This is a genomic window from Haloarcula rara, from assembly GCF_029338235.1.
In the GTDB taxonomy this organism is placed as follows: domain Archaea; phylum Halobacteriota; class Halobacteria; order Halobacteriales; family Haloarculaceae; genus Haloarcula; species Haloarcula rara.
Window position 1 is genome coordinate 867990 of the sequence record NZ_CP119785.1, and the last position, 23649, is coordinate 891638.

Genomic DNA, 23649 nt, shown 5'->3' on the forward strand with positions numbered 1-23649 from the left:
GTGCGGAATGTTGAGCGCGACCGGTTTAGCCGTTTTGTTCGGGCCGGGTCAGGGACAGCCACCAGTTCGAGAGGGAGTGCCACTGGCCCGCCGGGGAGGAGACGACACACCGCGACTGCTGGGCGTGGCGTCGAGTGCCGGTGACAGATAGCCGCCGGTACAGTTCAAAAACCGTCCCAGGTCAGGGCCGGAGCCCGTCGAGCGCCTCTTTCAGCGCCTCCGTCGTCTCGTGGTCCCACGCTTCCCAGTTGTCCTCGGCGACCCACCGGTACTGGACGACGCGGTCTGAGTCTACGAGGAACAGCGCGCGGCGAACGCCCGAATCCAGGCCCTCGTCGTGGACGCCGTACGCCTTCGAGACCTCGAACTTCGTGTCCGAGAGCAGCGGAAACGTAATTCCCTTCTGTCGGCTGTACTCCCGGTGGGAGTAGACGTAGTCAGGGGAGATGCCGAACATCGTGACGTCCTCCTCGAACTGGAACAGGTCGATGTCGTCCAGGTCGCACATCTGGTCCGAGCAGACGGGCGAGAAATCGTTCATGTAGAAAGAGAGGATGACGAACCCTTCGTCGGTGTACTCCGAGAGCGTGTACTGCGAGAGCAGCTGCCCGTCAGTCCCCCGAAGCGTGAAATCAGGGGCGATATCCCCGGTCCCTACCATCGGCGAATACTCTTTTTTCATTGATTATGAAAGTATCCCCCAAACTGGTGGGGAGAGCCACGCTCGGGGACGCCCGGGCTATTGGCCGTCGGCGTCAGCGGACCGATTCCAGCAGCAACCGCTGTTCGACCCGCTTGACCTCGTGCTGGACGTCCCGGACGGCGTCGATGTTCGCGGAGATGGAGCTGACGCCCTCGTCGACGAGGAACTGCACCATCTCGGGTTTCGAGGCCGCCTGCCCGCAGATGCTCGTCGCCACGTCGTGCTCGCGGCAGGTCCCGATGACCTGCCCCATCAGCTCCAGGACGGCGGGGTGGAGCTCCGAGAACCGGTCGGCGACGTTGGTGTTGTTGCGGTCCACGGCGAGCGTGTACTGGGTGAGGTCGTTGGTACCGAAGGAGGCGAAGTCGATACCCGTCTCGCACAGTTCCTCGATACACAGCGCGCTCGCGGGCGTCTCGACCATCACGCCCCAGTCGCGCTTCTCGGGGTCGATGCCCGCCTCCTGCATCATGGCCTTCGCCCGGAACACGTCCTCGGCGTCCGTCACGAGGGGTATCATCAGCTCGACGTTGTCGTAACCCAGTTCGTACAGCCGGGCGAACGCGCGCAGTTCGAGCGCGAACTCCTCGGGCCGGTCCAGCGACCGACGGACACCGCGGTAGCCAAGCATCGGGTTGTGTTCGGCCGGCTCGTCCTCGCCGCCCTGTAGCTGGCGGAACTCGTCAGAGGGCGCATCGAGGGTTCGGACCCGAACCGGCCGAGGGTAGAAAGCCTCGGCCACGCCCCGAACCCCCTCGACGATCTCGTCGACGTAGGCGCGTTCGCCGTGGTCGTCGACGTACCGCGTGGGCGTCTTGTCCGTCGAGAGTATCATGTGCTCGATGCGCAACAGACCGACGCCGTCGGCGCCGGTCGCCGCGGCCCGCTTGGCCGCCTCCGGGATGGAGACGTTGACCTTCACCTCGGTGCCGGTCATGGGCTTGACCGGGCTGTGTCCCTGGTCCGTCGGCGCTGTCACGGTGGCGTCTGCCGGAGCGGCGCCGCTGTCAGACGCCGCGTCGTCGCTCTCCGACGGCTCGGGCTCACCGACCTCGACGGTGCCCATCTCGCCGTTGATGGTGACCGTCTGGCCGTCCCGCAGCCGCTCGGTGGCGTCGTCGGTGCCGACCACGGCGGGCACCCCGAGTTCGCGGGAGACGATGGCGGCGTGGCTCGTCATCCCGCCCTGGTCGGTGACGATACCCGACGCGCGTTTCATCGCCGGTACCATGTCCGGCGTGGTCATCTCCGTGACGATGATATCGCCGGTCTCGACCTTGTCGAGGTTGTCCAGCTTGTCGACGATGCGAACGGTGCCGGATACTTTGCCGGGACTGGAGCCGATACCCGAGAGCCGGACGTCGTCGGCCGGGCTCTGCATGGCGCCGCCGTCGGCCGACGCGCCGGTGCCGACGGCGGGCTCGGCGTCGTCGATAGTGGTGATGGGCCGGGACTGCAGCAGGTACAGCTCCCCGTCGCGCATGGCCCACTCGACGTCCTGCGGGCAGTCGTAGTGAGCCTCGACGCGGTCGCCCAGCTCGATGAGCCGACGGAGCTCGGACTCCTCGAGCACCTGCGCGTCGCGTTTCTCGTCGGGGACCGACCGCTCGACGGTCCGGCCGTCCTCGCCGCGGACGCACATGACCCGTTTCTCCGCGACGGTCACGTCCGTTACCTCGCCGCTCTCGCGGTCGAGGACGTAGTTGTCCGGCGAGACGGTGCCGGAGACGACGGCCTCGCCCAGCCCCCAGGCGGCCTCGACGATGGCCGTCGGCGCCCCCGTCGAGGGGTGGCTGGTAAAGAGCACGCCCGATTTCTCGGCGTCGACCATCTCCTGGACGACGACGGCGATGTCGACGGCGTCGTGGGGGAACCCCTGTTCGTTGCGGTAGTAGATGGCCCGCTGGGTGAAAAGCGACGCCCAGCACTCCTTGACCCGGTCGAGCAGGTCCGCGCGCTCGACGTTCAGATAGGTGTCCTGCTGGCCGGCAAAGGAGGCATCGGGGAGGTCCTCAGCCGTCGCCGAGGACCGGACAGCGACGGCCCCGTCACCGAGTTCGTCGTACGCCGCGAGTACGTCCTCGCGTACGTCGGCCGGGACCGCCGTTTCGAGAATCAGCTCCTGGGCGCGCTCGGCCGCCGCCGCGAGCGCCGCCGAGTCGTCGCTGTCGATATCGACGGCCTCGAACAACGCCGTCTCGATGCCCGTGTCCTCGATAAACGACCGATACGTCCCGGCGCTCACGACGAACGCCGACGGGACGGGCAGCCCCGCGCCGGTCAGTTCTCCCAGGGACGCTGCCTTGCCGCCGACCCGGTCGAGGTCGTCGGCACCGATCTCCGCGAGCCACAGTGTGTGCATGGACTCGCCTTATCTTTCATTAACGTCCATTAAGTTCGTTGCGGTCTTATGGTCGGTAAGGCCACGCTAGATTTCGATGATGTCGTCGTCGGCGGCGGCCTCGGGAACGGTCATCGACCCGTCCATAGTCGTCACCGCCCGCCCGCCGACCCACGCTTCCAGCCCGTCGGTGTCGACCCTGACCGTGCCGGGCCGGTCGAGGAAGTGGCCCTGCTCGACGACGACTTGGTCGATGGTGTTGTCGAGTGCCCCCTCCCGACGGACGTAGGCGGCACACGCGCCGGCGGCGGTGCCGGTGACAGGGTCCTCGCCGACGCCGCGCGAGGGGGCAAAGCCCCGGCCGTGCAGCGTCGCCTCGCCGCCGATGGTGTCGAAGGTGAAGGCGTACAGCCCCACCGCGTCGACCCGCTCGCACAGTTCCTGGATGGCCGGCAGGTCCGCGTCGATACGGCTGACGTGCTCGAAGTAGTTGACCGGGACCAGCAGCCACGGCTCGCTCGTGTCGGCGACGACCATGGGCATGTCCGCACCCACGTCCTGCAGCGTCGCAACGTCGATACCCAGCGCGTCGGCCACCTCGTCGTGGCCGAGCGAGACCGCCTCGAAGCGGGCCTCGCCCTGTTCGAGCCACACCGTGCCGTCCCCCTTGACCTCGACGTCCCGGGTCCGCCCGATGGTCTCCATCTCGTACTCGCCCGCCTCGAGGCCACCGCGCTCGAACAGCGCCGCGAACGCGGCGACGGTCACGTGGTCACTCCGGTCGAGTTCGCCAGTGGGCGCGAAAAAGCGCAGCCGCCGGTCGGCCCGGTCACTCTCACAGACGAACGCGGTCGCGCTCGCACCCAGTTCCCCCGCGACTGCCGCCATCTGGTCGTCGGTCAACTCGCCCGCGTCCAGTACGACCCCGGCCGGGTTCCCCGCCATCGGCTCCGCGGCGAAAGCGTCGACGAGCAACACGTCCCGTGTGTCCATGGCCCCCTGTTGTGCCAGCCCCCGGATAACAGTTACCCGAAAGCGCCGACGAGAAGCGACCCCAGTCGCTCGCCGACAGCCCTCGCGTCGTATTAAAAGCGTTAAACCCACGCACTCGTCTGTGACGATATGGGCGAGCTACCGGCGGAGTTCCCGTGTACCGTCACCAACTGGGACTACATCTACGACCTGTGTCGCGACGTCGCCGACGACGTGAAGTCGGCCGAGTTCGAACCCGACGTGGTCGTCGCACTGGCTCGGGGCGGGTGGTTCGCGGGCCGGTGTCTCTGTGACTTCCTGGGGCTTGACGACCTCGCGAGTCTGAAGATAGAACACTACGTCGGCACCGCACAGCAGGGCGACGAGCCCGAGATTCGCTACCCGCTTGCCGACGGCGCCGTCGAGGGGAAAGACGTGCTCGTCGTCGACGATATCGCCGATACGGGCCAGTCGCTCCAGACTGCCGCCGATTGCGTGACAGAGCGGGACCCGTCCAGCGTCCGGACGGCGACGCTACAGCTGCTCGACACCAGCGAGCACGAGCCGGACTTCGTCGGCGAAGGGCTCGAGGAGTGGACGTGGGTCGTCTACCCGTGGAACTTCATCGAGGACATGACCGAGCTCGTCTCGGGCGTCATGGAGAAAAGCGACGAGGACGTCCACTCGGTCGACGACGTCCGCCGGCTCCTCAACACCTACCACCAGGTCACGCCGACGGCGCTCGAAATCGCACAGCCGGACCGACTCGACGAGGTCATGGCCGAGATGGTTCGACGGGACGTGGCGACGGTCGCCGACGACGGCTGGCGCCGCACCGATTCGTGACACTGCCGGCCGGACAGTGCGACCACGCAGCTGGGGCGCCGGCGCATGGACCGCCGCGGCGACCCGCCACGACAGCCCGTCTCAGCGGCGGTGCCGACGACGACCGTCGTCGCGGACGTACTCCAGCGCGGCGACGAACCGCTCGACGTCGACGCGGTCGCCGGATTCCGCCAGTCGCTCGCGTATCTTTGTCGGCGTCATGGCTAGACGTACCACAGAAGAGCAGATAGCGGTTGTTCCGAGACTGCTAGGCCGTACTCGCGACCTGTTCACCAGCGCCGTCTCATTCGGTGTCGGTGCCGGGCTGTTCGCCGTGGAGGTCGAACCACTCCCGGAGGGGACCGCGAATCCCGTCGAACGTGACGGTCACGTCGCCGTTGAACCGCCACGTCGCTCGCGGGGAGCCCTCGCCGAAGTATATCGGCACGTCCACTTCGAGGTCCTCGACGGCCACGTCGAGCGAGTCGTCCCGGTCGACCGTCTCGTCTAGGAGCCGTTCGACGGCGGCCTGTAGTTCGTCGATATCCGGTTCCGGCATCCCCGTGCTCTGGCTCATACAGTCGGCTACTGGCTCCACCTATCTCTTTGTTTCCCCCGCGGAGGGCTACTCGAAGACGTACGCATGTCCCTCCGGGACGCTGTCAGTCCCACCGGCGCCAGGCGCGCCGACGAGTGCTGTCGTCCCCTCATCGTCCAGTGCGACGGCCGTGCCGAACTCGTCGTCCTCCCCGCCACCGGCCGAATCCAGTTTGGTCGTCAGCGTCCAGCCGTCCCCATCGTCGGTGGCCACGTAGGTCGCGCCACCCCTTCTGCCGTTCGGGTCCTCGTCGGTGGCGGCACCGACGAGCGCCGTCGTCCCGTCGGCCGGGAGCGCGACAGAGGCACCGAACTGGTCATCGCTGTCACCGTTCGGGTCGGCCAGTTTCGCTAGCTGGCTCCAGCGCTCCCCCGCGTCGGTGAACACGTACGCCGCACCGATGCGTTCGTCTGTATCCGCGGCGCCGACCAGCGCCGTCGTCCCGTCAGCCGAGAGCGCGACTGAATTCCCGAAGAAGTCCCCGCCCTCGCCCTCGTCGGCAGTCAGCTCATTCTGCTGGCGCCAGCCGTCGGCGTCGGGGGCGAACACGTAGGCCGCCCCGGTCGCGTACGTCCCAGAAACGGTGGCGCCTTTGGCGCCGACCAGCGCCGTGGCCCCGTCGTCCGATAGCGCGACCGCGGTCCCGAATTTCGCGTACGGCCCCATATCGCCGGTGAGCGTCGTCTCGGCCGTCCAGTCCCCGTCGCTGGCCGTGAAGACGTGTGCCGACCCAACCTGTCGCTCGTCCGGGCCATCCACGTCCGGCGCACCGACAAGCGCCGTCGTCCCGTCGGCCGAGAGCGCGACCGACGACCCGAAATGGTCCTGAAACTCGCCGTCGGGGGCGGTGAGTTCCGTCTCTCGGGTCCAGGCTCTGCCGGCCGCCGAGAAGACGTAGGCCGCGCCGGCACTGGTGACGCCATTCACCGGTCTGCCGTTCGCACCGACGAGCGCCGTCGTCCCGTCAGCCGAGAGCGCGACCGAACAGCCGAACCTCTCGTCCCCGCGACGGTCCGGGGCCGTCAGTTCGGTCTGTCGCGTCCAGTCACCGTCCTCGCGGACGAAGACGTAGGCCGCACCAATCTCGAGATGGTCGCTGGTTCCGTCGCCCGGCGCGCCGACCAGCGCCGTCGTTCCGTCGCTGTCGAGGGCGAGTGCCGAACCGTACCTGTCGAAGCCGTCCGCCTCGTCAGCGGCCGGTGAGAGCCGTGTCGTCTGCTGCCAGGGCTCCTCACCGGTCGAGCCGCTCGTCGGTGTCGGCGTCGCCGTCTGCTCGCTATCGGAATCGCCCCCGCGACACCCGGCCACCAGCCCTGTGGCCCCCGCCGCCAGCGCCGCCAGATACCGCCGTCGTCGTTGCATAGTTTTCGTCGCTGACACCAAAATATAATTCTACCCATGGAGTGCCGTATATTACAGACCGAGGGGGAGCTGCGTCCCTCGTCACACCGAGACGACGATGGGGACCGGCACGAAACAGAGCGCGCCCAGCACGAGCGTCAGTATACCTAACGCCCGCCGTCGGGGGCCCAGCGGCGTCTCCACCAGCGGCGTCGCCGTCCCCGCACGAGAAAAGAGCAGCGCGATGACACCCCAGAACCCCCACAGCGGGGCGCCCCGGCCGCCCTCGAACAGGAACAGGTACCCCGCCAGACAAAAGAGGAGGACGGGCACGACGAACTGCACCGCGTCCATGCGCTCGCCGACCAGCGAGCGGCTGATGTGGGCGCCGTCCAGTTGCCCGACCGGGATGAGGTTGAGGAAGGTGACGAAGGCGCCGACCCAGCCGCCGATGACCACGGGGTTGGGCAGCAGGTTCGGCTCGTCGTAGGTGAGCGGCTCGCCGACCAGCGCGGCGATACCCTGTATCAGCGGCGGATACCCCAGCTCGATTCTGGTGATGAGGCCGCCGGCCACGTATATCGGGTCCAGTGTGACGCCAATGGCGGTGACAACGACCGTCGCCACCAGTCCCGAAAGCGGCCCGGCGACGCCGATGTCGAACAGCGCCCGCCGGTCGGGAATGTTGTCCTGCATCCTGATGACGGCGCCCAGCGTGCCGATGACGTTGAACGGCAACGGGAGGAAGTAGGGCAGGCTGGCCTGGACCTCGTGGTATCGCGAGAGGGCGTAGTGGCCGAACTCGTGGACCGCGAGGATGCCCAGGACGGCGGCGGCGAAGGGCCACGCCTGCCAGATGGCTGCGGGCTCCTCTACCACCGAGAGGCCGTACCACCGCGTCCCCGCGTACAGCGTCGAGAGCAGCGTCAGAAGCGCCAGCGTGACGTTGATCCATGGCACGCCGTCGACGCCCAGCGAGCGCTCGCTCGCCACCAGCACGTGCCCGTCGGACTCGGTCCGCAGGCGCACGCGGTAGCCGTGCTGGCGGAACGTCGGTCCGACCTGCTGGATGACCTGCGCGGCGTCGGTCACCGGCTCGCCGTAGTACCGGATATCCCCCTCTGTGAGGTCGATGTCACGGACGCTGAAGACGTCGGCGAGGCGTTCGGGACCCGGCGGCGACTGACCCGACTCCTGACCCATCACCGACACGTACGGCCGCGAGCGTTTTGAACCTGTTTGCGCTCGGACGCGACTCATACTGCTGGCTGTAAGTTCGTACAGATATTCGCCACCCCGGGGGTGGCGAATTACTTCAGTTTGTTACAGCCGGCAGTATCAGTCCGCGACGGCTTCCCCGGACCCGGTTGCCGCGTTGGGGTCCTGAATCCAGAGGTCACCAAAGAGGTCGTCCTGCTGGAGGACGACCCGGCCACGGTGGGCCAGAAAGAGCAGGCCGAGGAACGTCTCGACGCGAGAGCCACCCGCCGACTCGACCTCGCGGTAGAGCACTTCCTCGCGGCCCTTGTCGTACTGCTCGCGTACGGCGGCGTAGACGTCCTCGATTATCTCGTCTATCTGCTCGCCGTGGGCGGTGCCGGTCACGTCGGCGGCGGAGGGCTCGTCGTCCAGCCGCATATCGTCGGCCCCGCGGTAGTCCAGTTCCTGGGTGCCCCGCTGGAACCCCTTCGGCGAGCCGCTGGTGTCGTACTCACGGGACTCCTTCCACCAGTTATCGCGCTCGGCCTCCCGCAGGTCACGGACGAGTTCGTCAAGCGTCTGGGGCATCCCGCGGGCCCGACGCCGTTCCAGCCGGCGGTCCATCTCCGACTCCAGGGCCGCGAAGGGGTCGGGCTCGTCGATGGGGTCGTCGCCGGACATCGCCTGCTCCCAGGGCTCGACTGGTTCCTCGTCGGGCTCGTCAGTGCCCAGCATGGCGTCGCTTTTCATCCGGACCAGCACGGAGGCGTAGAACAGCGCCCGGCCGGACGTGCGCAGGTCGCTCCCGTCGATTGCGTCTAAGAACTTGTCGGTCACCTTCACGACGTCGATGTCCCACGGGTCTATCTCGCCGTCGTCGGCCAGCTGGACCAGCACTTCGACAGGTTCGGGAGCGTCATCATCTTCGCTCCCGTGGGGTTCGGGAGCGTCGTCGTCTTCGCCGGCGTCAGGGCCGCCCTCGCCCGCGCCACTCTCTGGCGCCGGGTCGACCGCGGCCCCGGCGTCGACGCCCGCCTCGCCGGTCAGGAGGTCCACGTCGGACTCCTCGCCCGGCGGCTCGCTCCCTGCTCGCGGGTCGTTCCTCCCCGCTCGCTCGTCCGAGGGCCGCTCCCGGTGGTCGCGGTCCTCGCGGTCGTCGTGGCCCGTGATGTCGAGTGGGATGTCGTCAGTCATGTGTTGTCAGTCGTCGGCGAGCGCTTCCTCGTCTGGCCCCTCCTCCGAGAGGTCGATACCGGTCACGGCCGAGACGTTGTCGCCCTGCATCATAACGCCGATGGCCCGCTCGGAGCGTTCCAGCAGCGCCGAGCGGTGGGAGACGACCACGAACTGGGCGTCGCCGGCGAGTTCGTCGACGAGCTCGCCCACCAGGTCGGCGTTTTTCGCGTCCAGGAAGGCGTCGACCTCGTCCAGGGCGTAGAAGGGCGCCGGGTTGTGCCGCTGGATGGCGAAGATAAAGGCCAGCGCAGTCAGTGACTTCTCGCCGCCGGACATCGCGGCCAGGCGCTGGATGGGCTTGTCGCCGGGCTGGGCCTTCATCGTCAGCCCGCCCTCGAAGGGGTCCGCCTCGTCTTCCAGATGAAGGTGGCCGGTACCGTTCGAGAGGCGCTCGAAGATGTCCTGGAACTGCTCGTTTATCTCGTCGAACGACTCCATGAACGTCGCCTTCTTCTTCTGTTCGTAGGTGTCGATGCGCTCCCTGATGCCGTCGGCCTCCTCGACGAGCGTCGCCATCTTCTCCTCTAGCTCTTCGAGGTCGTCGGCCACCCGGTCGTACTCCTCGATGGCGCGCATATTGACCGGCTCCAGAGCCTCCATCTCGGCGGTCAGGCGCTCTATCTCGGACTCGACGGTCTCGTGGTCGGGGACGTTCTCGGGGTCGTAGTCGCCGACCTGGGCTTCGAGTTCGTCTATCTCCCACGCTAAGCGCTCGCGGTCCTCGCGCTCGTCCTCGAGGTCGCGTTCGACGTCGGTGACCAGCGATCGCTGCTCGTCGCGGGACTCCTTCGCGTCCTGCAGGCCCTCGCGCAGCGCCTCGCGCTCGCCCTTGAGCTCGGCGAGTTCGCTTTCCAGCTCCTCGACCTCCTGTTCTTTCTCGGCTTTCAGCTCGCGTTTCTCGGCGACCTGCGCCTCCAGGTCCGCGATGGTCTCCTCCTTCTCTGCCTTGCGGTTTTGTGCGGTCTCGATATCGTCGTGGAGCTCCTCGATGGCGTCCTCGGCATACTGCTTTTCCAGTTGCAACTCGTTGAGCTTCGCGTCGAGGTCGTCCTCCCGGTCTTCGAGCGCGTCTATCTCGTCCCGTATCGCCTCGCGTTCGTCGGTCAGGTCCGGCAGCTCGGAGTCGGCGACCTCGCTTTCCAGCTCTTCGATGTCGGCCTCTATCGTGGCGATGGTCTCGTTTGCCGCCTCGATGTCGGCCTCTAGCTCGTCCATCTCGTCGGCCACGTCCTCGCGCTCGGCGGCGATCTCCTCAATGGCCGCTTCGAGGTCGTCGATGCGTTCGCGGGCCTGTTCGAGTTCGGCCTGCTTGCGCTCGATGCTCGTCTCGATGTCCCGGAGCTGCTCGGTTGCGTCGGACTCGCGGTCGCGGGCGTCGTCGAGGCGTTCCTCCACGTCGCGAAGATCCTCTCGCACGTCGGCGCGTTCGTCTTCCAGTTCCTGGATGCGCGTTGCGACCCGTTCGAGCTGGCCGGCGCCGCCCGAGAAGGAGTACCGGGTCCCCGACGAAGAGCCGCCGGTCATCGCGCCGCTCTTCTCGACTAAGTCGCCCTCCAGCGTGACCATCCGGTACTCGCCCATCAGGTCCCGGGCGGTCTCCATCGTGTCCACGATAACGGTATCGCCAAGCACGTACGAGAAGACGCCCGCGTACTCGGGGTCGAAATCGACCAGATTGTAGGCGAAGTCGATGACGCCCTCCTGGTTCGGCAACGAGGGCAGCGAGCGATTCTGCATCTGCGTTATCGGCAGGAAAGTCGCCCGGCCGGCGTTGCGCGATTTGAGGTACTCGATACAGGACTGGCCGACCCCGTCGTCGTCCACGACGACATGGGCGAGGCGGCCGCCAGCAGCGGTCTCACAGGCGGTGGCGTACTCGGGGTCGACCCCGCCAAGTTGCCCGACGGTGCCGTGGACGCCCTCGCGACCGGCGTTGAGGATGGCGGTGACCGCACGGCCGTAGGAGGAGTCGCCGTCCTGGCCCGCCTTCGCCTCGAGTTCGGCGTACTCCTGTTGCTTGGCGCTTATCTTGTCTTCCAGCGAGTCGAGGTCGGACTGGCGTTCGCGCTTCTCCTCGCGCAGGTCGTCGACGACCTCGCCGATGGTCTCCTTGTTCTTTCGGGCTTTCTCCAGTTCGGCCTCAAGGTCCTCGATAGCGGCTTCGAGGTCTGGTATCTCGGCCTCGGCGTCCTCGATGGCCTCGCGTTTCTCGTCTTCCTCGTTGGAACGTCGGCGGGCCTCATCGAGCAGGCGGTCCTGCTCGCGCTGGAGGTCGTTGCGCTCGGTCTTTTTCTGTTCGAGCGTCTCCCGCTTTGCTTCCAGTTCGTCCTTTATCTCCTCGAACTCCTCGCCGATGTCGTCGATGCGGGTCTGGACGTCGGCGAGCTCACTTTCCGTGCTCGCGATGTCCGCTTTGACGTTGGACTTCTCGACTTTCGTCTCGCGGATGTCGCTCTCTAACTCGTCGATGGTCTCCTGCTTTCGGTCTATCTGGACGAACGCCTGCCGTCGCTCGTTCTCGGCGGCCTCGACGGCCTCCTCGGCGTTCGCTATCTTGTCTTCCAGCCGCGAGATATCGCCCTTTATCTCCTCGATGTCCCGTTTGATGGCGAGCTGTTCGTCCTCGCCCTTGCGCTCTATCTCGTTGTTCAGCTCGTGGAGCTCGTCCTCCAGGCGGACGACCTTGCCCTGCCGGCTGTCAAGCTCTGCTTGCAGCTCGGCGAGTTCGCTCTCGAGTTCGTCGATGGCCGCTTCGGTGTCGGCCAGTTCCTCACGCTTGTCCTCCAGTTCGGCGGCCTTGCGGTAGCCCTCGTACTCCTCTTTCTCGTCGCGCAGCTCCTGGTACTGCAGGGCCGTCTCGCGCTCGTCTTCCAGCTGGTCGAGGCGCTCCTGTTTCTCCTCGATGCGGAGTTCGGCCTCGTCGATGCGCTCCTGGACGACCTCCAGTTCCTCGAAGGCGTCTTCTTTCTTCTGGTCGAACTGGGCGACGCCGGCGATCTCGTCGATAATCTCACGCCGGCTCCCGGCGGTCATGTTGATTATCTCGGTGACGTCGCCCTGCATGACCACGTTGTACCCTTCCGGCGTGACGCCGGCCTGGGCGAGCAGGTCCTGGATGTCCGAGAGATTGACCGAGCGGCCGTTGATGTAGTAGTAGGAGTAGTAGTTGTCCTCGGTCTCCTTGACACGGCGCTTGATAGAGATCTCGTCGACGTCGCCGACGTCCTCGGTGCCGGCGGCGTTGACCACCTGCGCGCGCTCGACGGTCCGGCCCTCGTTTGCGAGGATGACCTCGACGCTTGCCTCGCGCTCGCCGCTGTACTCCACGTCCTCGTCGGCGTGGCCCGGATTGTAGATGAGGTCCGTCAGCTTCTCGGCGCGGATGCCGGAGGTCCGGGCGAGGCCGAGCGCGAAGAGGACGGCGTCGATGATGTTGGACTTGCCCGAGCCGTTCGGACCCGAAATAGTAGTAAAGTCCTCGTAGAACGGGATTCGGGTCTTCCGCCCGAAGCTCTTGAAGTTGTCGAGGACGAGCTCTTTGATGTGCATACGGTGAGGGAGCCGCCCGTCTAGGCGACGATGATGTCAGAGCCCGAATCGTCGTCGGCCTCCGACTCGGCGTCGGCCTCGGGGTCGGCGGTGTTGTCAGTCTCCTCGGGAGCCTCCGTGTTAGATGTACCGGCCTCGGCCGTTGCGGTCTCGGAGCTCCCGGCCTCGGGAACCAGAATCTCGCTCTCGGTCGAGCCCTCGTCGGCCGTCTCTTCGGACGCGTCGGACTGCTGTTCGCTCGGTCGCTCGCCCGCCTGTTCGGGCGGCGCCCGGCTGAACCCGTTTTGCTCGTCGACGGTGTTTTCCAGCTCGCGGATGCGGACCTTGCACTCGACGAGTTCGTCAGTCAGTCCCTCGACGGAGGCTTCCAGTTCCTGAACGCGCGTTTCCAGTTCCTCGACGCGGTTGCCACACATATGCCACACAGTGACGTTCCGCCCACATAAACGTGCGTCAGACAACAGTACGGATTCCGATAGATATCGTGTTCGCGTGCGCTGGCGGATGTGCGGGCCAGTCGTGGGGTGATGGCCTGGCGGACCGATACTGTTGCTATCTGGAGTGGAAACGCGGGCTAGGAGTGGTGAGCGTCTCTTCCAGTATCGTTTCGAACGAGAGTCGGATTGTAAACAGCCAGAAATCCCCGCTAGCAGTGCAGGGTAACGGCACTGCAAACAGCCAGAAAGCCCCACCCATAGCCGGTTGGTCAAACAGCGCTGGGTGGGACTGAAAGGGGCGGCGGGCTCCGGGAAGGCGGGCGACGTAAGCACGCGAGCGGAGCGAGCGCGCGCAGCGAGCCCCCCGACCGGAGCCCGCCGGGGCTTTCTGGCTGTTAGCAACACTGTCGACCCAAACGGCTAGCGGGGCATTCTGGCCGTAGAAAGACGAACCCGCACTCTCAACCACCGTCGCTAGGGGTCGTTACGCTTTAGCCGGGGGGCCCCGAACCACGGGTAATGACTGCACAAGCCGCCGAGTCCCGCGAACTCGCGGCCGTCATCGGGCTGGAGGTCCACGTCCAGCTGGAGACGGAGACGAAGATATTCTGTGGCTGTTCGACCGAGTCCAGCGAGGAGCCAAACACCAACACCTGTCCGGTCTGTCTGGGGCTGCCCGGGGCGCTGCCGGTCGTCAACGAGGGGGCCGTCGAGGCCGCCGTCAAGGTCGGCAAGGCCATCGACGCCGACATCCCCGAAGAGACTACCTTCCACCGGAAGAACTACTACTACCCCGACCTGCCCAAGAACTTCCAGATAACGCAGTACGACGCGCCCATCTGCCAGGACGGCGAGCTGGAGTTTGCCGTCGAGGGCGACCGTCGCGCGGTCGACATCCGGCGAGCTCACCTCGAAGAGGACCCCGGCTCCATCAAGCACGTCCGCGACGGCAGCGGGCCCCTGGAATCGCGCACCACCTCTATCGAGCGGGCCGACTACACGCTCGTCGACTACAACCGCGCCGGGACGCCGCTGATGGAGATCGTCACCGAGCCGGACTTCCGCGCGCCCGGTGAAGTCCGGGCGTTCCTCGAGAAACTGGAGGAGGTCCTCGAATACCTGGGCGTCTTCGACGCGACCCGCGACGGGAGCCTCCGCATCGACGCGAACCTCTCGATGGTCAACGCCGACGCGGTGGGCGAGGACGGGCACATCGACGACGAGGTGCTCGAAGCAGCCAACCGCACGGAGGTCAAGAACATCTCCAGCCACAAGGGCGCCGAGAAGGCCCTGGCCTTCGAGGAGTCCCGCCAGCGCAAGCTCGTCCAGTCGGGCCGCGCGGTCGAGCAGGAGACCCGCCACTTCAACGAGACCCACGGCAACACGGTCTCGATGCGCTCGAAGGAAGAGGAGAAGGATTATCGGTACTTCCGCGAGGCCGACATCCCGCCGCTGCAGGTATCGGGCTGGAAAGACGAAATCGCTATCCCGGAGCTCCCCGACGCCCGCCGCGAGCGGTTCGTCGCCGAGTACGGGCTCAGCGACGAGGCCGCCTCGAAACTCACCAGTACGAAACAGGTCGCCGACTTCTTCGAGAGCGTCGCCGAGCAGTTCGACGCAGACCTCGCCGCGACCTGGGTCGCCGACAACCTGCTGGGCGAACTGAACTACCGGGATATGTCCATAACGGATATCGACGACCGCTTCGAGGAGGTCACCCGGCTCGTGGAGCTCGTCGACGAGGACGAGATTACGGCCAAGAACGCCCACGAGACCGTCCTCCGCGAGATGCTCGACAAGGGCGAGGACCCCGACACCGTCGTCGAACGCGAGGGGCTGGGCAAGACCTCCGGCGATGCGGTCCAGGGCGCCGTCGAGGAAGCCATCGCGGAGAACCCCGACACCGTTTCCGACTACTACGACGGCGAGGACAACGCCCTGAACTTCCTGGTCGGCCAGGTGATGCAAAAGACCGGCGGGAGTGCGGACCCCGGCGAGGTCAACGGACTGCTTCGCGAAGAACTGGCCGAGTAAACACTTCGAGACCGTCGGCTTCCGGACTAGCACGGTTCTCCCATCCGTATCAGAACTGATAATTCCTGAACAGCCCTTATAAACCAATAGTCTACAATCAATGTAGATGACGATTGGTGAAGACCTGAGTCGTTTCGCCGAGGACGAACCCACCGCTCTCACGGCGGGGCTACTCGATGCGGTCCAGGACATCTTCTACGTCTGCGATAGGGACGGGACCGTCGTCGACTACAACGAACGGGTGCCGGAAGTGAGCGGCTACGCGGCCGAGGAGATCGAGACGATGAAGATGTGGGAGTTCGTCCGCGAGGACGATCGAGCCCGGATCACCGAGCGCGTGACCGAGATTGTCGAGGACGGCGAGCGAATCCGAACCGAGGGGCACTTCCTGACGGCCGATGGGGACTCGATTCCGTACGAGTTCTCCGGGTCACCGTTACGCGGTCAGGGCGGCGACATCGTCGGGTTCGCGGGTACCGGTCGAGATATCGCGGAGCGCAAGCAGCGCAGGCGGGAGCTGGAACGCAAGACCCAGGCCATCGACGCGGCGCCGGTCGGAATCACTATCAGCGACCCCACACAGAACGACAACCCGCTCATCGATGCCAACTCCAGTTACGTACAGATGACGGGGTACGACGAATCGGCGGTGCTCGGACGGAACTGCCGGTTCCTGCAAGGCGAGGACACTGACGCGGTACCGGTCAGGAAGATGCGTGAGGCGATCGCGGAGGCGGAGCCGGTGACCGTCGAACTCCGAAACTACCGGGAAGACGGCGAGCAGTTCTGGAACCGCGTCTCCATCGCACCGGTCACGGACGAGGACGGCACCGTCACGAACTTCGTCGGGTTCCAGCAGGACGTGACAGTTCGGAAGGAGCGCGAGACGGAACTGGAGCGCCAGAACGACCTCTTCGAGAAGGCACAGGACATCGCCGACGTCGGCGCGTGGGAGTACGACCCACACTCGGGGGAGACGTACTTCACGGACCAGGTGTACGAGATATACGGCGTCGGCCGGGACCACGAACCGGAGCCCGAGTCGGATATCCAGCAGTTCTACCATCCGGCGGACCACGACACGGTTCGGGACGCCGTCGCAGGGGCCCTAGAGGACGGCGAGCCGTACGATATCGAGGTCCGCATCACCGCCGCCGACGGCACCGAGAAGTGGGTTCGCACGCGCGCAGATCCGCAGTTCGAAGACGGCGCCTGCCAGCGCGTCCGCGGGACCATCCAGGACGTCACCGACCGCAAGGAACGCGAGCAAGAACTCACGAGACAGCGCGATACCCTCGAACTGCTGGACCGGATGGTCCGTCACGACCTTCGCAACAACCTCCAGGTCGTCTCCGGGCACGCGGAGGCGCTCGCCGACCACGTCGACGAGGCCGGTCGGGAATCGGTCGAGAAGATACTCCACAACGTCGAGACGGCCGTCGGCCTGACGCGGTCCGCCCGAGACCTCGCGGAGGTGATGCTCCACGACAGCGACGCCGAGGGGGCGTTCTGGCTCCGGCCCGTCCTCGACGCCCAGATAGAGGAGGCCCGCGCAACCAGCCGGAACGCGTCCATCACGCTCGCGGGACCGGTGCCAGACGTCCGCATCACCGGCGATGACCTGCTCCCGTCGGTGTTCAGGAACCTCCTGAAAAACGCCGTCCAGCACAACGACAAACAGGTGGCCGAGGTCGTCGTGTCGGCGACCGAACGCGACGAGATGGCCCGTATCCAGATAGCCGACAACGGCCCGGGCGTCTCCGACGACCGGAAGGCGGAGATATTCGGGAAAGGCGAGATGGGTCTGGAGAGCGACGGGACGGGAATCGGGCTCTATCTGGTCAAGACGCTCGTCGATAGTTACGGCGGAACGATTCGTATCGAGGACAGAGCGGACCGGAATCGCTCGGGCAGTCAGTCCCAGGCCGACGAAAACGACGCCGAGGGAGCCGTGTTCGTCGTCGATCTCCCGCTGGCGGCGTAGTCCACAGACCCGGGCAGTTCGGGCTGCATTTTTTATTCGGACCCCGCCCCAATTAGTCAACTAAGAATACATATTTCACGTGTGGTAGTGCAGGTACTGTTATGCCAAACGACAGGTCGACGATGGAGATAGAGGCTGCAGTCGGGCAGGGGAACGAAGCGGTATCGGCGTCGGTGTCCTCGGAACCGTACAGCCGGTATGTCCTCCGCTACCTGCACGAGCATTCGACCGCCAGGCAAGAGGAACTGGTAGACGTCGTCTTCGGGGCAGAGGTGGCCGAGTCCGACAGTATCGCGACGCCCGCGAACCGGGAGCCGGTCCGGTTCTCGCTGCGTAACACCGTCCTGCCAGCGCTCGACGAACGGGACTACGTCGATTTCGACCCCGACGAACAGACCGTCGCCAGCGCGGACGTTCCGGATGAGGTCTTCGCAGCGATGGGCATCGACGAGTGAACTGAGACTGGGATGGAGGCACTCAGCGACCAGCTCGAGGCCATAGAGAGCCGACGCAAGACGCTCGACGTGTACACGGATAGCGCGGCGACGGTCGCCGAGTTGGCGGCACAGTTCTCGACGCGGAACGTACAGGTTATCCAGAACGAGTACGCAGTAGGTGCCGACACGGAGTTCATCGTCGTCCGGAACGGCGACGGGGACCCACAGGGCGCGCTGGGGGTCGAGCAGTTCCGGGCGCTCATCGCGCCCGACGTCCAGCCGCCCTGGAAGCGCGCCGGAACGGCAGCGGACCTCGCCGAACTGTTCGACTTCCTCGATAGGACGCTGTTTACCTCGTTCAGCCGCCGGCAGATGCTGGCGGTGTCACGCGAAATCGAGGAGCGCGCGTGGCGCGTCGACGCGGGAGTGCTGTACGTCGGCTTCCAGAACGCGACCGCAGTCGACGCACAGGCGTCCGTCTACAATCGGTTCGCTCGTCGGAGCGCCGTCGGGCTGCAGCTGTTCATCGAAGACGAGTTCGACGGGCGGCTCGACGTCTCTATCGACGTGGTGTCGGGCGGTGGCGAGGAACTCGGTCGGTTCTGGTTCCTGCTGTTCGACGGCGGCGGCGCCGACCTGTCGAAATGCGGGCTCCTGGCCGAAGAGCGCGAACCGGGCCGGTTTTACGGGTTCTGGACGTACGAACGCGAAATCGTCGACGAAATAATCGAGTATCTCCGGGCCACGTACGACGCCCGCTGACACGCCGTCGTTCAGCTCTCGCTGGCCTCTGTCTGCTCCGCAGTCGCCTGCCGGCCACCCGTCACGACCGCCGGGTCCATCCGCAGCAGCGTCACAAAGAGGACGATGGCAGCGGTCTCGACCAGTTTGATAGCGCCCTCGACCGGTTCGGTGTCGAAGTGCGAGAGGATGAGGAAGACGGTGTTCTGACTGCCGTGACTGTGTCCGCCGCCGCCCGACGCGGGGGCCGGGCCACCGCTCAGGAACGCGCCGTGGCCGGTGGCGTGCCAGGTGACCCAGGCGGCGATAGAGCCGACGAGCAAGAGCGCGGCACCGGCGTAGGCAGTTCTGAGCGAGATGACGTCGAAGCTGACGAGATACGGGCCCGCGAGCAAGACGGCAGCGAGCGCGACAAAGAGGAACGGGCGCGGGTCCGGCGGGACGCCGGTCCCGAACGCGTCGAGGTAGACGAGGCTCCGGGGGAACCCCCACCAGAGGTGGTACGCCGCCGTCACGAAGACGAGCGCGGCGGCGACCGCACGGAAGATACGGGCGGTTCGTCTGTCCATGGCGGTACTGAGACCGTCGAAGACAAGAGCGCGTCGGTCTCCTCGCCCGGGGGAACCGGCCGGGAACCGCCCTACCGTTCGGTGAAGAAGCCGCTCTTTTTGACGTCGTCGTCGTCGGTCCCCCACGGTGGGTCGAACGACTCGACGGCCAGCGACGGCAGCGGCGGGTCCGTCGTGACCGTCGCCGCCTCGACATCCATCAGGACCCACTTTTTCGTGCGGTCGACATCGGTGAGGTCGGTGGCACCGGCGACCTCGTCGAGTAGCGTCGCCCGCCCGGAGACCCGGACGATAGCCTCCGTGTTCCACCAGTCGAGGAACGTGAGCGTCGCGACCCCGCGCTCTCTGATGTTGCCCATCGAGGCGTGGATGCCGTTGCCGCGGTACTCCGGCCACGCCAGCGTGTGCTCGTCGAGCACCTGAACGAATCCCGGGGGGCCGATTCGGGGCGAAAGGTCGGTCTCGCCCTCGCTGTCGGCCGTCCCGAGGAAGGAGACCACCTGGGTCCCGATGAACTGCTCGACAGCGGGGACCAGCCGGTCGTAGGTCGTCCGGCTGGGCGCGATGTCGGGGGCGTCGGGGGCCTCCTCGTCGACCGTCAGCTCCGGGATGTGTTTCGCACAGTGGATGTACGCCTCCTCGATTTCGAGGACGTACCAGTCCGTCACGGGCCCGTCCCAGGAGACGCCGACAGGCGGCGCCACTCGTCTGTGTGCCGACCCGTTGATGTGGAGACCGACGGTCGTGTCCCACCAGTCGACGGTCACCAGTGAGAGGAACCGCTCCTCGTTGGGGCCGACCAGCGGCCCGCTGCCGTCGACCATCGCCGCCGCCGGCCACGCGATTCGGTCGTCGGCGAGAATCCTGATGAACCCCTCGTCGGCGAAGCACGGCTCCGTCACCGGACGGTCGCCGTCGAGCGCGCTGACAAAACCCATCCACCGGTCCCTGACGAACGACTTCATCTGGCCGGTCAGGGCGTGTTGCATAGCCGTGTCGTAGAACGCCTCGGCCCGGTCGGCTGTGCCCAGCTCCGTCTGCAGTTCGTGCTCTCCCCGACTCCCGGGCCGGTCCGCTCGTGGGTCCCGCGTTTCGTCCATGCTCGATTCCTCCGGCCCCGACGTGTTGCTTCCTGCAGTCATCCCCGCTCTATCACATTCGTTCGCCTAAATTACAGATAAATCTTTGTCTATAAATATGAAAGATATTCGGCGTTCGTCCGCCGACTCGGTTCCGCCGCTCCGGCGTCGCGTAGTCGCGCCCGGGGCCGCAGGCGCTCGCGTACCCGCGCTGTAGGCCGATTCCCCGAAAGTCTTTAGAACGACTCCGAGCGTAGCGACCCCTAATGAGCACGACAGGTGGTGTCCGATGGAGCTGATAATCACGGAGAAGGACAACGCCGCCCGCCGTATCGCCGAGATTCTCTCAGAGGGGAGCGCGGAGGCCGAGCGGCGCAACGGGGTGAACGTCTACCGGTGGGGGACAAAGCGAGTGGTGGGGCTGTCGGGCCACGTCGTCGGGGTCGACTTCCCGCCCGAGTACAACGACTGGCGCGACGTCGAGCCGGTCGAACTCATCGACGCCGAGGTCACGAAAGAGCCCACCCAGGAGAACATCGTCACGACGCTCAAGCAACTCGCACGGAAAGCCGAGTCCGCCGTCATCGCGACTGACTACGACCGCGAGGGCGAACTCATCGGCAAGGAGGCCTACGAGCTCATCCGCGAGGTGACCGACGTGCCCGTCTCCCGCGTTCGCTTCTCCTCTATCACCGAACGCGAGGTCCGCGAGGCCTTCGCCGAGCCCGACGACATCGACTTCGACCTCGCGGCCGCGGGCGAGGCCCGCCAGATTATCGACCTCGTATGGGGCGCCGCCCTCACCCGCTTTCTCTCCCTCTCGGCGCGGCAACTGGGCGACGACTTCATCTCCGTGGGCCGGGTCCAGTCGCCGACGCTGAAGCTCATCGTCGACCGCGAGCGCGAAATCCAGGCCTTCGACCCGGAGGACTACTGGGAGATATTCGCCGACCTCACCAAGGACGAGGTGGCCTTCGAGGCCCAGTACTTCTACGACGACGACGGGAGCGAGGCCGAGCGCGTCTGGGACGAGGACGCCGCCGACACGGCCTACGCCGACCTCAGCGGGGCCGACGCCGCGACGGTCACGAGCGTCCGCCGGCGCACCCGAACCGACAGCCCGCCGACGCCCTTTAACACGACCGCGTTCATCTCGGCGGCCAGTTCGCTCGGCTACTCCGCCCAGCGGGCGATGTCCATCGCCGAGGAGCTCTACACCGCGGGGTACATGACCTATCCGCGCACTGACAACACGGTCTACCCCGAAGACCTGGAAGAGGACGAACTGCTGGACGCCTTCGTCAGCTCGCCGGACTTCGGCGAGGACGCCCAGTCGCTGCTCGAACAGGACGACATCGTCGCCACCGAGGGCGACGAGGAGACCACCGACCACCCGCCCATCCACCCGACCGGCGAGATACCGCCCAAGTCCGAACTCTCCGAGGACGAGTGGGAGGTCTACGAGCTCGTGGTCCGGCGCTTTTTCGCGACGGTCGCCGAGGCCGCCACCTGGGAGCGCCTGCGCGTCGTCGCCGAGGCCGCCGGTCGCTCGCTGAAGGCAAACGGCAAGCGCCTGGTCGAGCCCGGCTACCACGCGGTCTATCCGTACTCCAGCGCCAGCGAGAACCACGTCCCCGACGTCGAGGAGGGCGAGGCACTGGCGATGAGCGACGTCACCCTCGAAGACAAACAGACCCAGCCGCCCCGCCGGTACGGGCAGTCCCGACTCATCGAGACCATGGAGTCGCGTGGGTTAGGAACAAAGAGCACGCGACACAATAGCATCGAGAAGCTGTACGACCGGGGCTACATCGAGGGCGACCCGCCCCGCCCGACGACGCTGGCGATGGCCGTCGTCGAGGCCGCCGAGGAGTTCGCCGACCGCGTCGTCAGCGACGACATGACCGCCCAACTGGAGGAAGACATGACTCGCATCGCCAACGGCGAGGCCACCCTCGACGAGGTGACCGACGAGTCCCGCGAGATGCTCCAGAAGGTGTTCGACGAACTCGCCGACTCCCGCGAGCAGATCGGCGAACACCTCCAGGATTCCCTGAAAGCCGACAAGACGCTCGGGCCGTGTCCCGAGTGTGGCGAGGCGATGCTCGTGCGCCGCTCTCGCCAGGGCTCGTATTTCGTCGGCTGTGACGGGTTCCCCGAGTGTCGGAACACGCTCCCGCTGCCTTCCACCGGCGAGCCACTCGTGCTGGACGAGGCGTGCGAGGACCACGAGATGCACCACGTGAAGATGCTCGCGGGCCGGGACACCTTCGTCCACGGCTGTCCCCGCTGCGAGGCCGAGAAGGCCGACGAGAGCGACGACGAGGTCATCGGACCCTGCCCGGACTGTCACGAGTCGGACGGCGGCGAACTCGCCATCAAGCACCTCCGCTCTGGCTCCCGGCTCGTGGGCTGTACGCGCTACCCGGACTGTGAGTACTCGCTGCCCCTGCCCCGCAACGGCGACATCGAGGTCACCGACGAGTTCTGCGAGGACCACGACCTCCCCGAACTCGTCGTCGACCCCGACAGCGACGACCCCTGGGAGCTTGGCTGTCCCATCTGCAACTTCGAGGAGTACCGCGCCAGAAACGCCGTCGAGGAGCTAGAGGACTTGAGTGGTATCGGCGGGGCGACCGCCGAGAAGCTCGAAGCGGCCGGCGTGGACTCGCTGGAGGCACTTCAGGAGGCAGACGCCGACGTCGTCGCCGCCGAGGTCCAGGGCGTCAGCGCGAGCCAGGTCCGAGACTGGCAGACCGAACTCGAGGCCTAGCGCTCTATCTTCACTGTCTCGCTGGCGGCCGCGACCAGCCGCTCTAAGCTGTCGCGCAGGCCCACGAACTCCCGCTCGAAGTTCGTGTCCTGTTGCAGGGCCTGTCGTTTGGCGCGTTCCTGCGTGTACCAGTCGCTCATCGTGCCCTCTGCGATCCGCTTCTCGTAGTCTGCCGGGAGGTCGTAATCGTGTCTAGCCATTTGCTGTACCTTTGGTCGGACAGGTCACCCACACTCGGCGCCGCTGTCGACCCACTGCCGACGGGAACGGAGTTTAGGTCCCAGCCACTTTCTACCTGTTACTTGGACGCGTGTCACCTAAAGTCTTTTTCTCCACCGTTTTTGCTACACAATTGCGATGAGAAGTGAAAATTTTGGCCGCATTTATGCACAATCATACAGCAGTGGATAGTGCAGGCGAGGACCGTTGCAAAACGCCCGCAGAATCGATTTATCACCTCATAACTGCAGATTCGACGTCGAACTCGGCCCGCCGTCGTCGATGAGAAAGACGGTCTCGCGGCGCTCGGCGATGTTGCTATCCGGCATCGTCGTCCCGGCGGCCTCGCCGTTGTCACAGTCACCCGGGCAGGCGTCGAACAGCGAGCCGTGGCGCGGGCAGATTATCTCGCCGTCGCGCATCGGCACGCCCTGTCCAGTGTCGAAGCGCTGGTCCTCGTGGGTGCAGCGGTTGACCCACGCCTCGACGCCGTCCTCACAGGGCACCACGATTACCTCCTCCGGGTCCCCATAGGGGTCCTTGGCGGTAAACAGGTACGAGCCGTCCTCGTGGACCGCCTTGACAGTCGTCAACTGGTGCATAGTCGAGAG

Annotated in this window: 19 protein-coding genes; 6 read left to right on the plus strand and 13 right to left on the minus strand. The window is 66.1% G+C overall.

Going from position 1 to position 23649, the window contains the following annotated elements; translation table 11 throughout:
- Nucleotides 1-181: 181 nt before the first annotated feature.
- The 3 genes from P1K32_RS04560 to P1K32_RS04570 form a co-directional block, all read right to left on the minus strand.
- Nucleotides 182-661, minus strand: a complete 480-nt coding sequence (locus P1K32_RS04560; protein ID WP_276251528.1) for a redoxin domain-containing protein — start codon at nt 659-661, stop codon at nt 182-184.
- Nucleotides 662-755: 94 nt separating this feature from the next.
- Entirely contained in the window at nt 756-3065 is a 2310-nt protein-coding gene (gene ppsA, locus P1K32_RS04565) for a phosphoenolpyruvate synthase (protein ID WP_276251529.1), read from the minus strand.
- 66 nt (nt 3066-3131) lie between these two features.
- On the minus strand, nt 3132-4037 hold the full coding sequence (locus P1K32_RS04570) for a PhzF family phenazine biosynthesis protein (RefSeq protein ID WP_276251530.1): 906 nt from the start codon (nt 4035-4037) through the stop codon (nt 3132-3134).
- Between the two features lie 129 nt (nt 4038-4166).
- Here P1K32_RS04570 and P1K32_RS04575 point away from each other — a divergent pair, with 129 nt between their 5' ends.
- Nucleotides 4167-4862 carry a phosphoribosyltransferase gene (locus tag P1K32_RS04575; RefSeq protein WP_276251531.1) on the plus strand — a complete coding sequence of 232 codons (696 nt, stop codon included), beginning with the start codon at nt 4167-4169 and terminating at the stop codon, nt 4860-4862.
- Nucleotides 4863-5145: 283 nt separating this feature from the next.
- Here P1K32_RS04575 and P1K32_RS04580 read toward each other — a convergent pair whose 3' ends face one another.
- The 6 genes from P1K32_RS04580 to P1K32_RS04605 form a co-directional block, all read right to left on the minus strand.
- Nucleotides 5146-5418, minus strand: coding sequence for a hypothetical protein (locus P1K32_RS04580; protein ID WP_276251532.1), 273 nt, complete (start codon nt 5416-5418; stop codon nt 5146-5148).
- 48 nt (nt 5419-5466) lie between these two features.
- The gene (locus P1K32_RS04585) at nt 5467-6801 is read right to left on the minus strand and encodes an FG-GAP repeat protein (protein ID WP_276251533.1); all 1335 of its coding nucleotides are present in this window, start codon (nt 6799-6801) and stop codon (nt 5467-5469) included.
- Nucleotides 6802-6882: 81 nt separating this feature from the next.
- A complete protein-coding gene (locus P1K32_RS04590) occupies nt 6883-7983 on the minus strand; it encodes a site-2 protease family protein (RefSeq protein WP_276251534.1) in 1101 nt (366 codons plus the stop codon).
- Between the two features lie 135 nt (nt 7984-8118).
- Complete coding sequence (locus P1K32_RS04595; protein WP_276251535.1) at nt 8119-9174, minus strand: segregation/condensation protein A; 1056 nt, start codon at nt 9172-9174, stop codon at nt 8119-8121.
- Between the two features lie 6 nt (nt 9175-9180).
- Nucleotides 9181-12765 carry a chromosome segregation protein SMC gene (smc, locus tag P1K32_RS04600; RefSeq protein ID WP_276251536.1) on the minus strand — a complete coding sequence of 1195 codons (3585 nt, stop codon included), beginning with the start codon at nt 12763-12765 and terminating at the stop codon, nt 9181-9183.
- A gap of 20 nt (nt 12766-12785) precedes the next feature.
- Nucleotides 12786-13181: a DUF7518 family protein gene (locus tag P1K32_RS04605; protein ID WP_276251537.1), complete on the minus strand. Its 396-nt coding sequence runs from the start codon at nt 13179-13181 to the stop codon at nt 12786-12788.
- Between the two features lie 540 nt (nt 13182-13721).
- On the opposite strand from P1K32_RS04605, the gene gatB reads away from it, so the two are divergent.
- The 4 genes from gatB (at nt 13722) to P1K32_RS04625 (ending at nt 18419) form a co-directional block, all read left to right on the plus strand.
- Nucleotides 13722-15236 (plus strand): Asp-tRNA(Asn)/Glu-tRNA(Gln) amidotransferase subunit GatB, encoded by a 1515-nt coding sequence (gene gatB / locus P1K32_RS04610; protein WP_276251538.1) that lies wholly within the window; start codon nt 13722-13724, stop codon nt 15234-15236.
- A gap of 106 nt (nt 15237-15342) precedes the next feature.
- A complete protein-coding gene (locus P1K32_RS04615; RefSeq protein WP_276251539.1) occupies nt 15343-17220 on the plus strand; it encodes a PAS domain S-box protein in 1878 nt (625 codons plus the stop codon).
- A 101-nt stretch (nt 17221-17321) separates the two neighbouring features.
- Nucleotides 17322-17675 (plus strand): DUF7344 domain-containing protein, encoded by a 354-nt coding sequence (locus tag P1K32_RS04620; RefSeq protein WP_276251540.1) that lies wholly within the window; start codon nt 17322-17324, stop codon nt 17673-17675.
- 12 nt (nt 17676-17687) lie between these two features.
- Nucleotides 17688-18419: a DICT sensory domain-containing protein gene (locus P1K32_RS04625; protein ID WP_276251541.1), complete on the plus strand. Its 732-nt coding sequence runs from the start codon at nt 17688-17690 to the stop codon at nt 18417-18419.
- Nucleotides 18420-18430: 11 nt separating this feature from the next.
- Here P1K32_RS04625 and P1K32_RS04630 read toward each other — a convergent pair whose 3' ends face one another.
- Complete coding sequence (locus P1K32_RS04630; protein WP_276251542.1) at nt 18431-18967, minus strand: hypothetical protein; 537 nt, start codon at nt 18965-18967, stop codon at nt 18431-18433.
- A 71-nt stretch (nt 18968-19038) separates the two neighbouring features.
- Nucleotides 19039-20109 (minus strand): pyridoxamine 5'-phosphate oxidase family protein, encoded by a 1071-nt coding sequence (locus P1K32_RS04635; protein ID WP_276251543.1) that lies wholly within the window; start codon nt 20107-20109, stop codon nt 19039-19041.
- Nucleotides 20110-20335: 226 nt separating this feature from the next.
- Here P1K32_RS04635 and P1K32_RS04640 point away from each other — a divergent pair, with 226 nt between their 5' ends.
- A complete protein-coding gene (locus tag P1K32_RS04640) occupies nt 20336-22819 on the plus strand; it encodes a DNA topoisomerase I (protein ID WP_276251544.1) in 2484 nt (827 codons plus the stop codon).
- Here the strand turns inward: P1K32_RS04640 and P1K32_RS04645 are convergent.
- Together P1K32_RS04645 and P1K32_RS04650 are read right to left on the minus strand one after the other, a co-directional pair.
- Nucleotides 22816-23019, minus strand: a complete 204-nt coding sequence (locus tag P1K32_RS04645; protein ID WP_276251545.1) for a hypothetical protein — start codon at nt 23017-23019, stop codon at nt 22816-22818. The genes P1K32_RS04640 and P1K32_RS04645 overlap by 4 nt on opposite strands.
- Nucleotides 23020-23277: 258 nt before the next feature.
- Nucleotides 23278-23640 (minus strand): Rieske (2Fe-2S) protein, encoded by a 363-nt coding sequence (locus P1K32_RS04650; protein WP_276251546.1) that lies wholly within the window; start codon nt 23638-23640, stop codon nt 23278-23280.
- Nucleotides 23641-23649 lie beyond the last annotated feature (9 nt).

Excerpts from the sequence above, each read along its gene's own strand:
- P1K32_RS04560 (WP_276251528.1), bottom strand. The coding sequence starts at position 661 with ATGGTAGGGACCGGGGATATCGCCCCTGATTTCACGCTTCGGGGGACT.
- ppsA (WP_276251529.1), bottom strand. The coding sequence starts at position 3,065 with ATGCACACACTGTGGCTCGCGGAGATCGGTGCCGACGACCTCGACCGG.
- P1K32_RS04570 (WP_276251530.1), bottom strand. The coding sequence starts at position 4,037 with ATGGACACACGGGACGTGTTGCTCGTCGACGCTTTCGCCGCGGAGCCG.
- P1K32_RS04575 (WP_276251531.1), top strand. The coding sequence starts at position 4,167 with ATGGGCGAGCTACCGGCGGAGTTCCCGTGTACCGTCACCAACTGGGAC.
- P1K32_RS04580 (WP_276251532.1), bottom strand. The coding sequence starts at position 5,418 with ATGAGCCAGAGCACGGGGATGCCGGAACCGGATATCGACGAACTACAG.
- P1K32_RS04585 (WP_276251533.1), bottom strand. The coding sequence starts at position 6,801 with ATGCAACGACGACGGCGGTATCTGGCGGCGCTGGCGGCGGGGGCCACA.
- P1K32_RS04590 (WP_276251534.1), bottom strand. The coding sequence starts at position 7,983 with ATGGGTCAGGAGTCGGGTCAGTCGCCGCCGGGTCCCGAACGCCTCGCC.
- P1K32_RS04595 (WP_276251535.1), bottom strand. The coding sequence starts at position 9,174 with ATGACTGACGACATCCCACTCGACATCACGGGCCACGACGACCGCGAG.
- smc (WP_276251536.1), bottom strand. The coding sequence starts at position 12,765 with ATGCACATCAAAGAGCTCGTCCTCGACAACTTCAAGAGCTTCGGGCGG.
- P1K32_RS04605 (WP_276251537.1), bottom strand. The coding sequence starts at position 13,181 with ATGTGTGGCAACCGCGTCGAGGAACTGGAAACGCGCGTTCAGGAACTG.
- gatB (WP_276251538.1), top strand. The coding sequence starts at position 13,722 with ATGACTGCACAAGCCGCCGAGTCCCGCGAACTCGCGGCCGTCATCGGG.
- P1K32_RS04615 (WP_276251539.1), top strand. The coding sequence starts at position 15,343 with ATGACGATTGGTGAAGACCTGAGTCGTTTCGCCGAGGACGAACCCACC.
- P1K32_RS04620 (WP_276251540.1), top strand. The coding sequence starts at position 17,322 with ATGCCAAACGACAGGTCGACGATGGAGATAGAGGCTGCAGTCGGGCAG.
- P1K32_RS04625 (WP_276251541.1), top strand. The coding sequence starts at position 17,688 with ATGGAGGCACTCAGCGACCAGCTCGAGGCCATAGAGAGCCGACGCAAG.
- P1K32_RS04630 (WP_276251542.1), bottom strand. The coding sequence starts at position 18,967 with ATGGACAGACGAACCGCCCGTATCTTCCGTGCGGTCGCCGCCGCGCTC.
- P1K32_RS04635 (WP_276251543.1), bottom strand. The coding sequence starts at position 20,109 with ATGACTGCAGGAAGCAACACGTCGGGGCCGGAGGAATCGAGCATGGAC.
- P1K32_RS04640 (WP_276251544.1), top strand. The coding sequence starts at position 20,336 with ATGGAGCTGATAATCACGGAGAAGGACAACGCCGCCCGCCGTATCGCC.
- P1K32_RS04645 (WP_276251545.1), bottom strand. The coding sequence starts at position 23,019 with ATGGCTAGACACGATTACGACCTCCCGGCAGACTACGAGAAGCGGATC.
- P1K32_RS04650 (WP_276251546.1), bottom strand. The coding sequence starts at position 23,640 with ATGCACCAGTTGACGACTGTCAAGGCGGTCCACGAGGACGGCTCGTAC.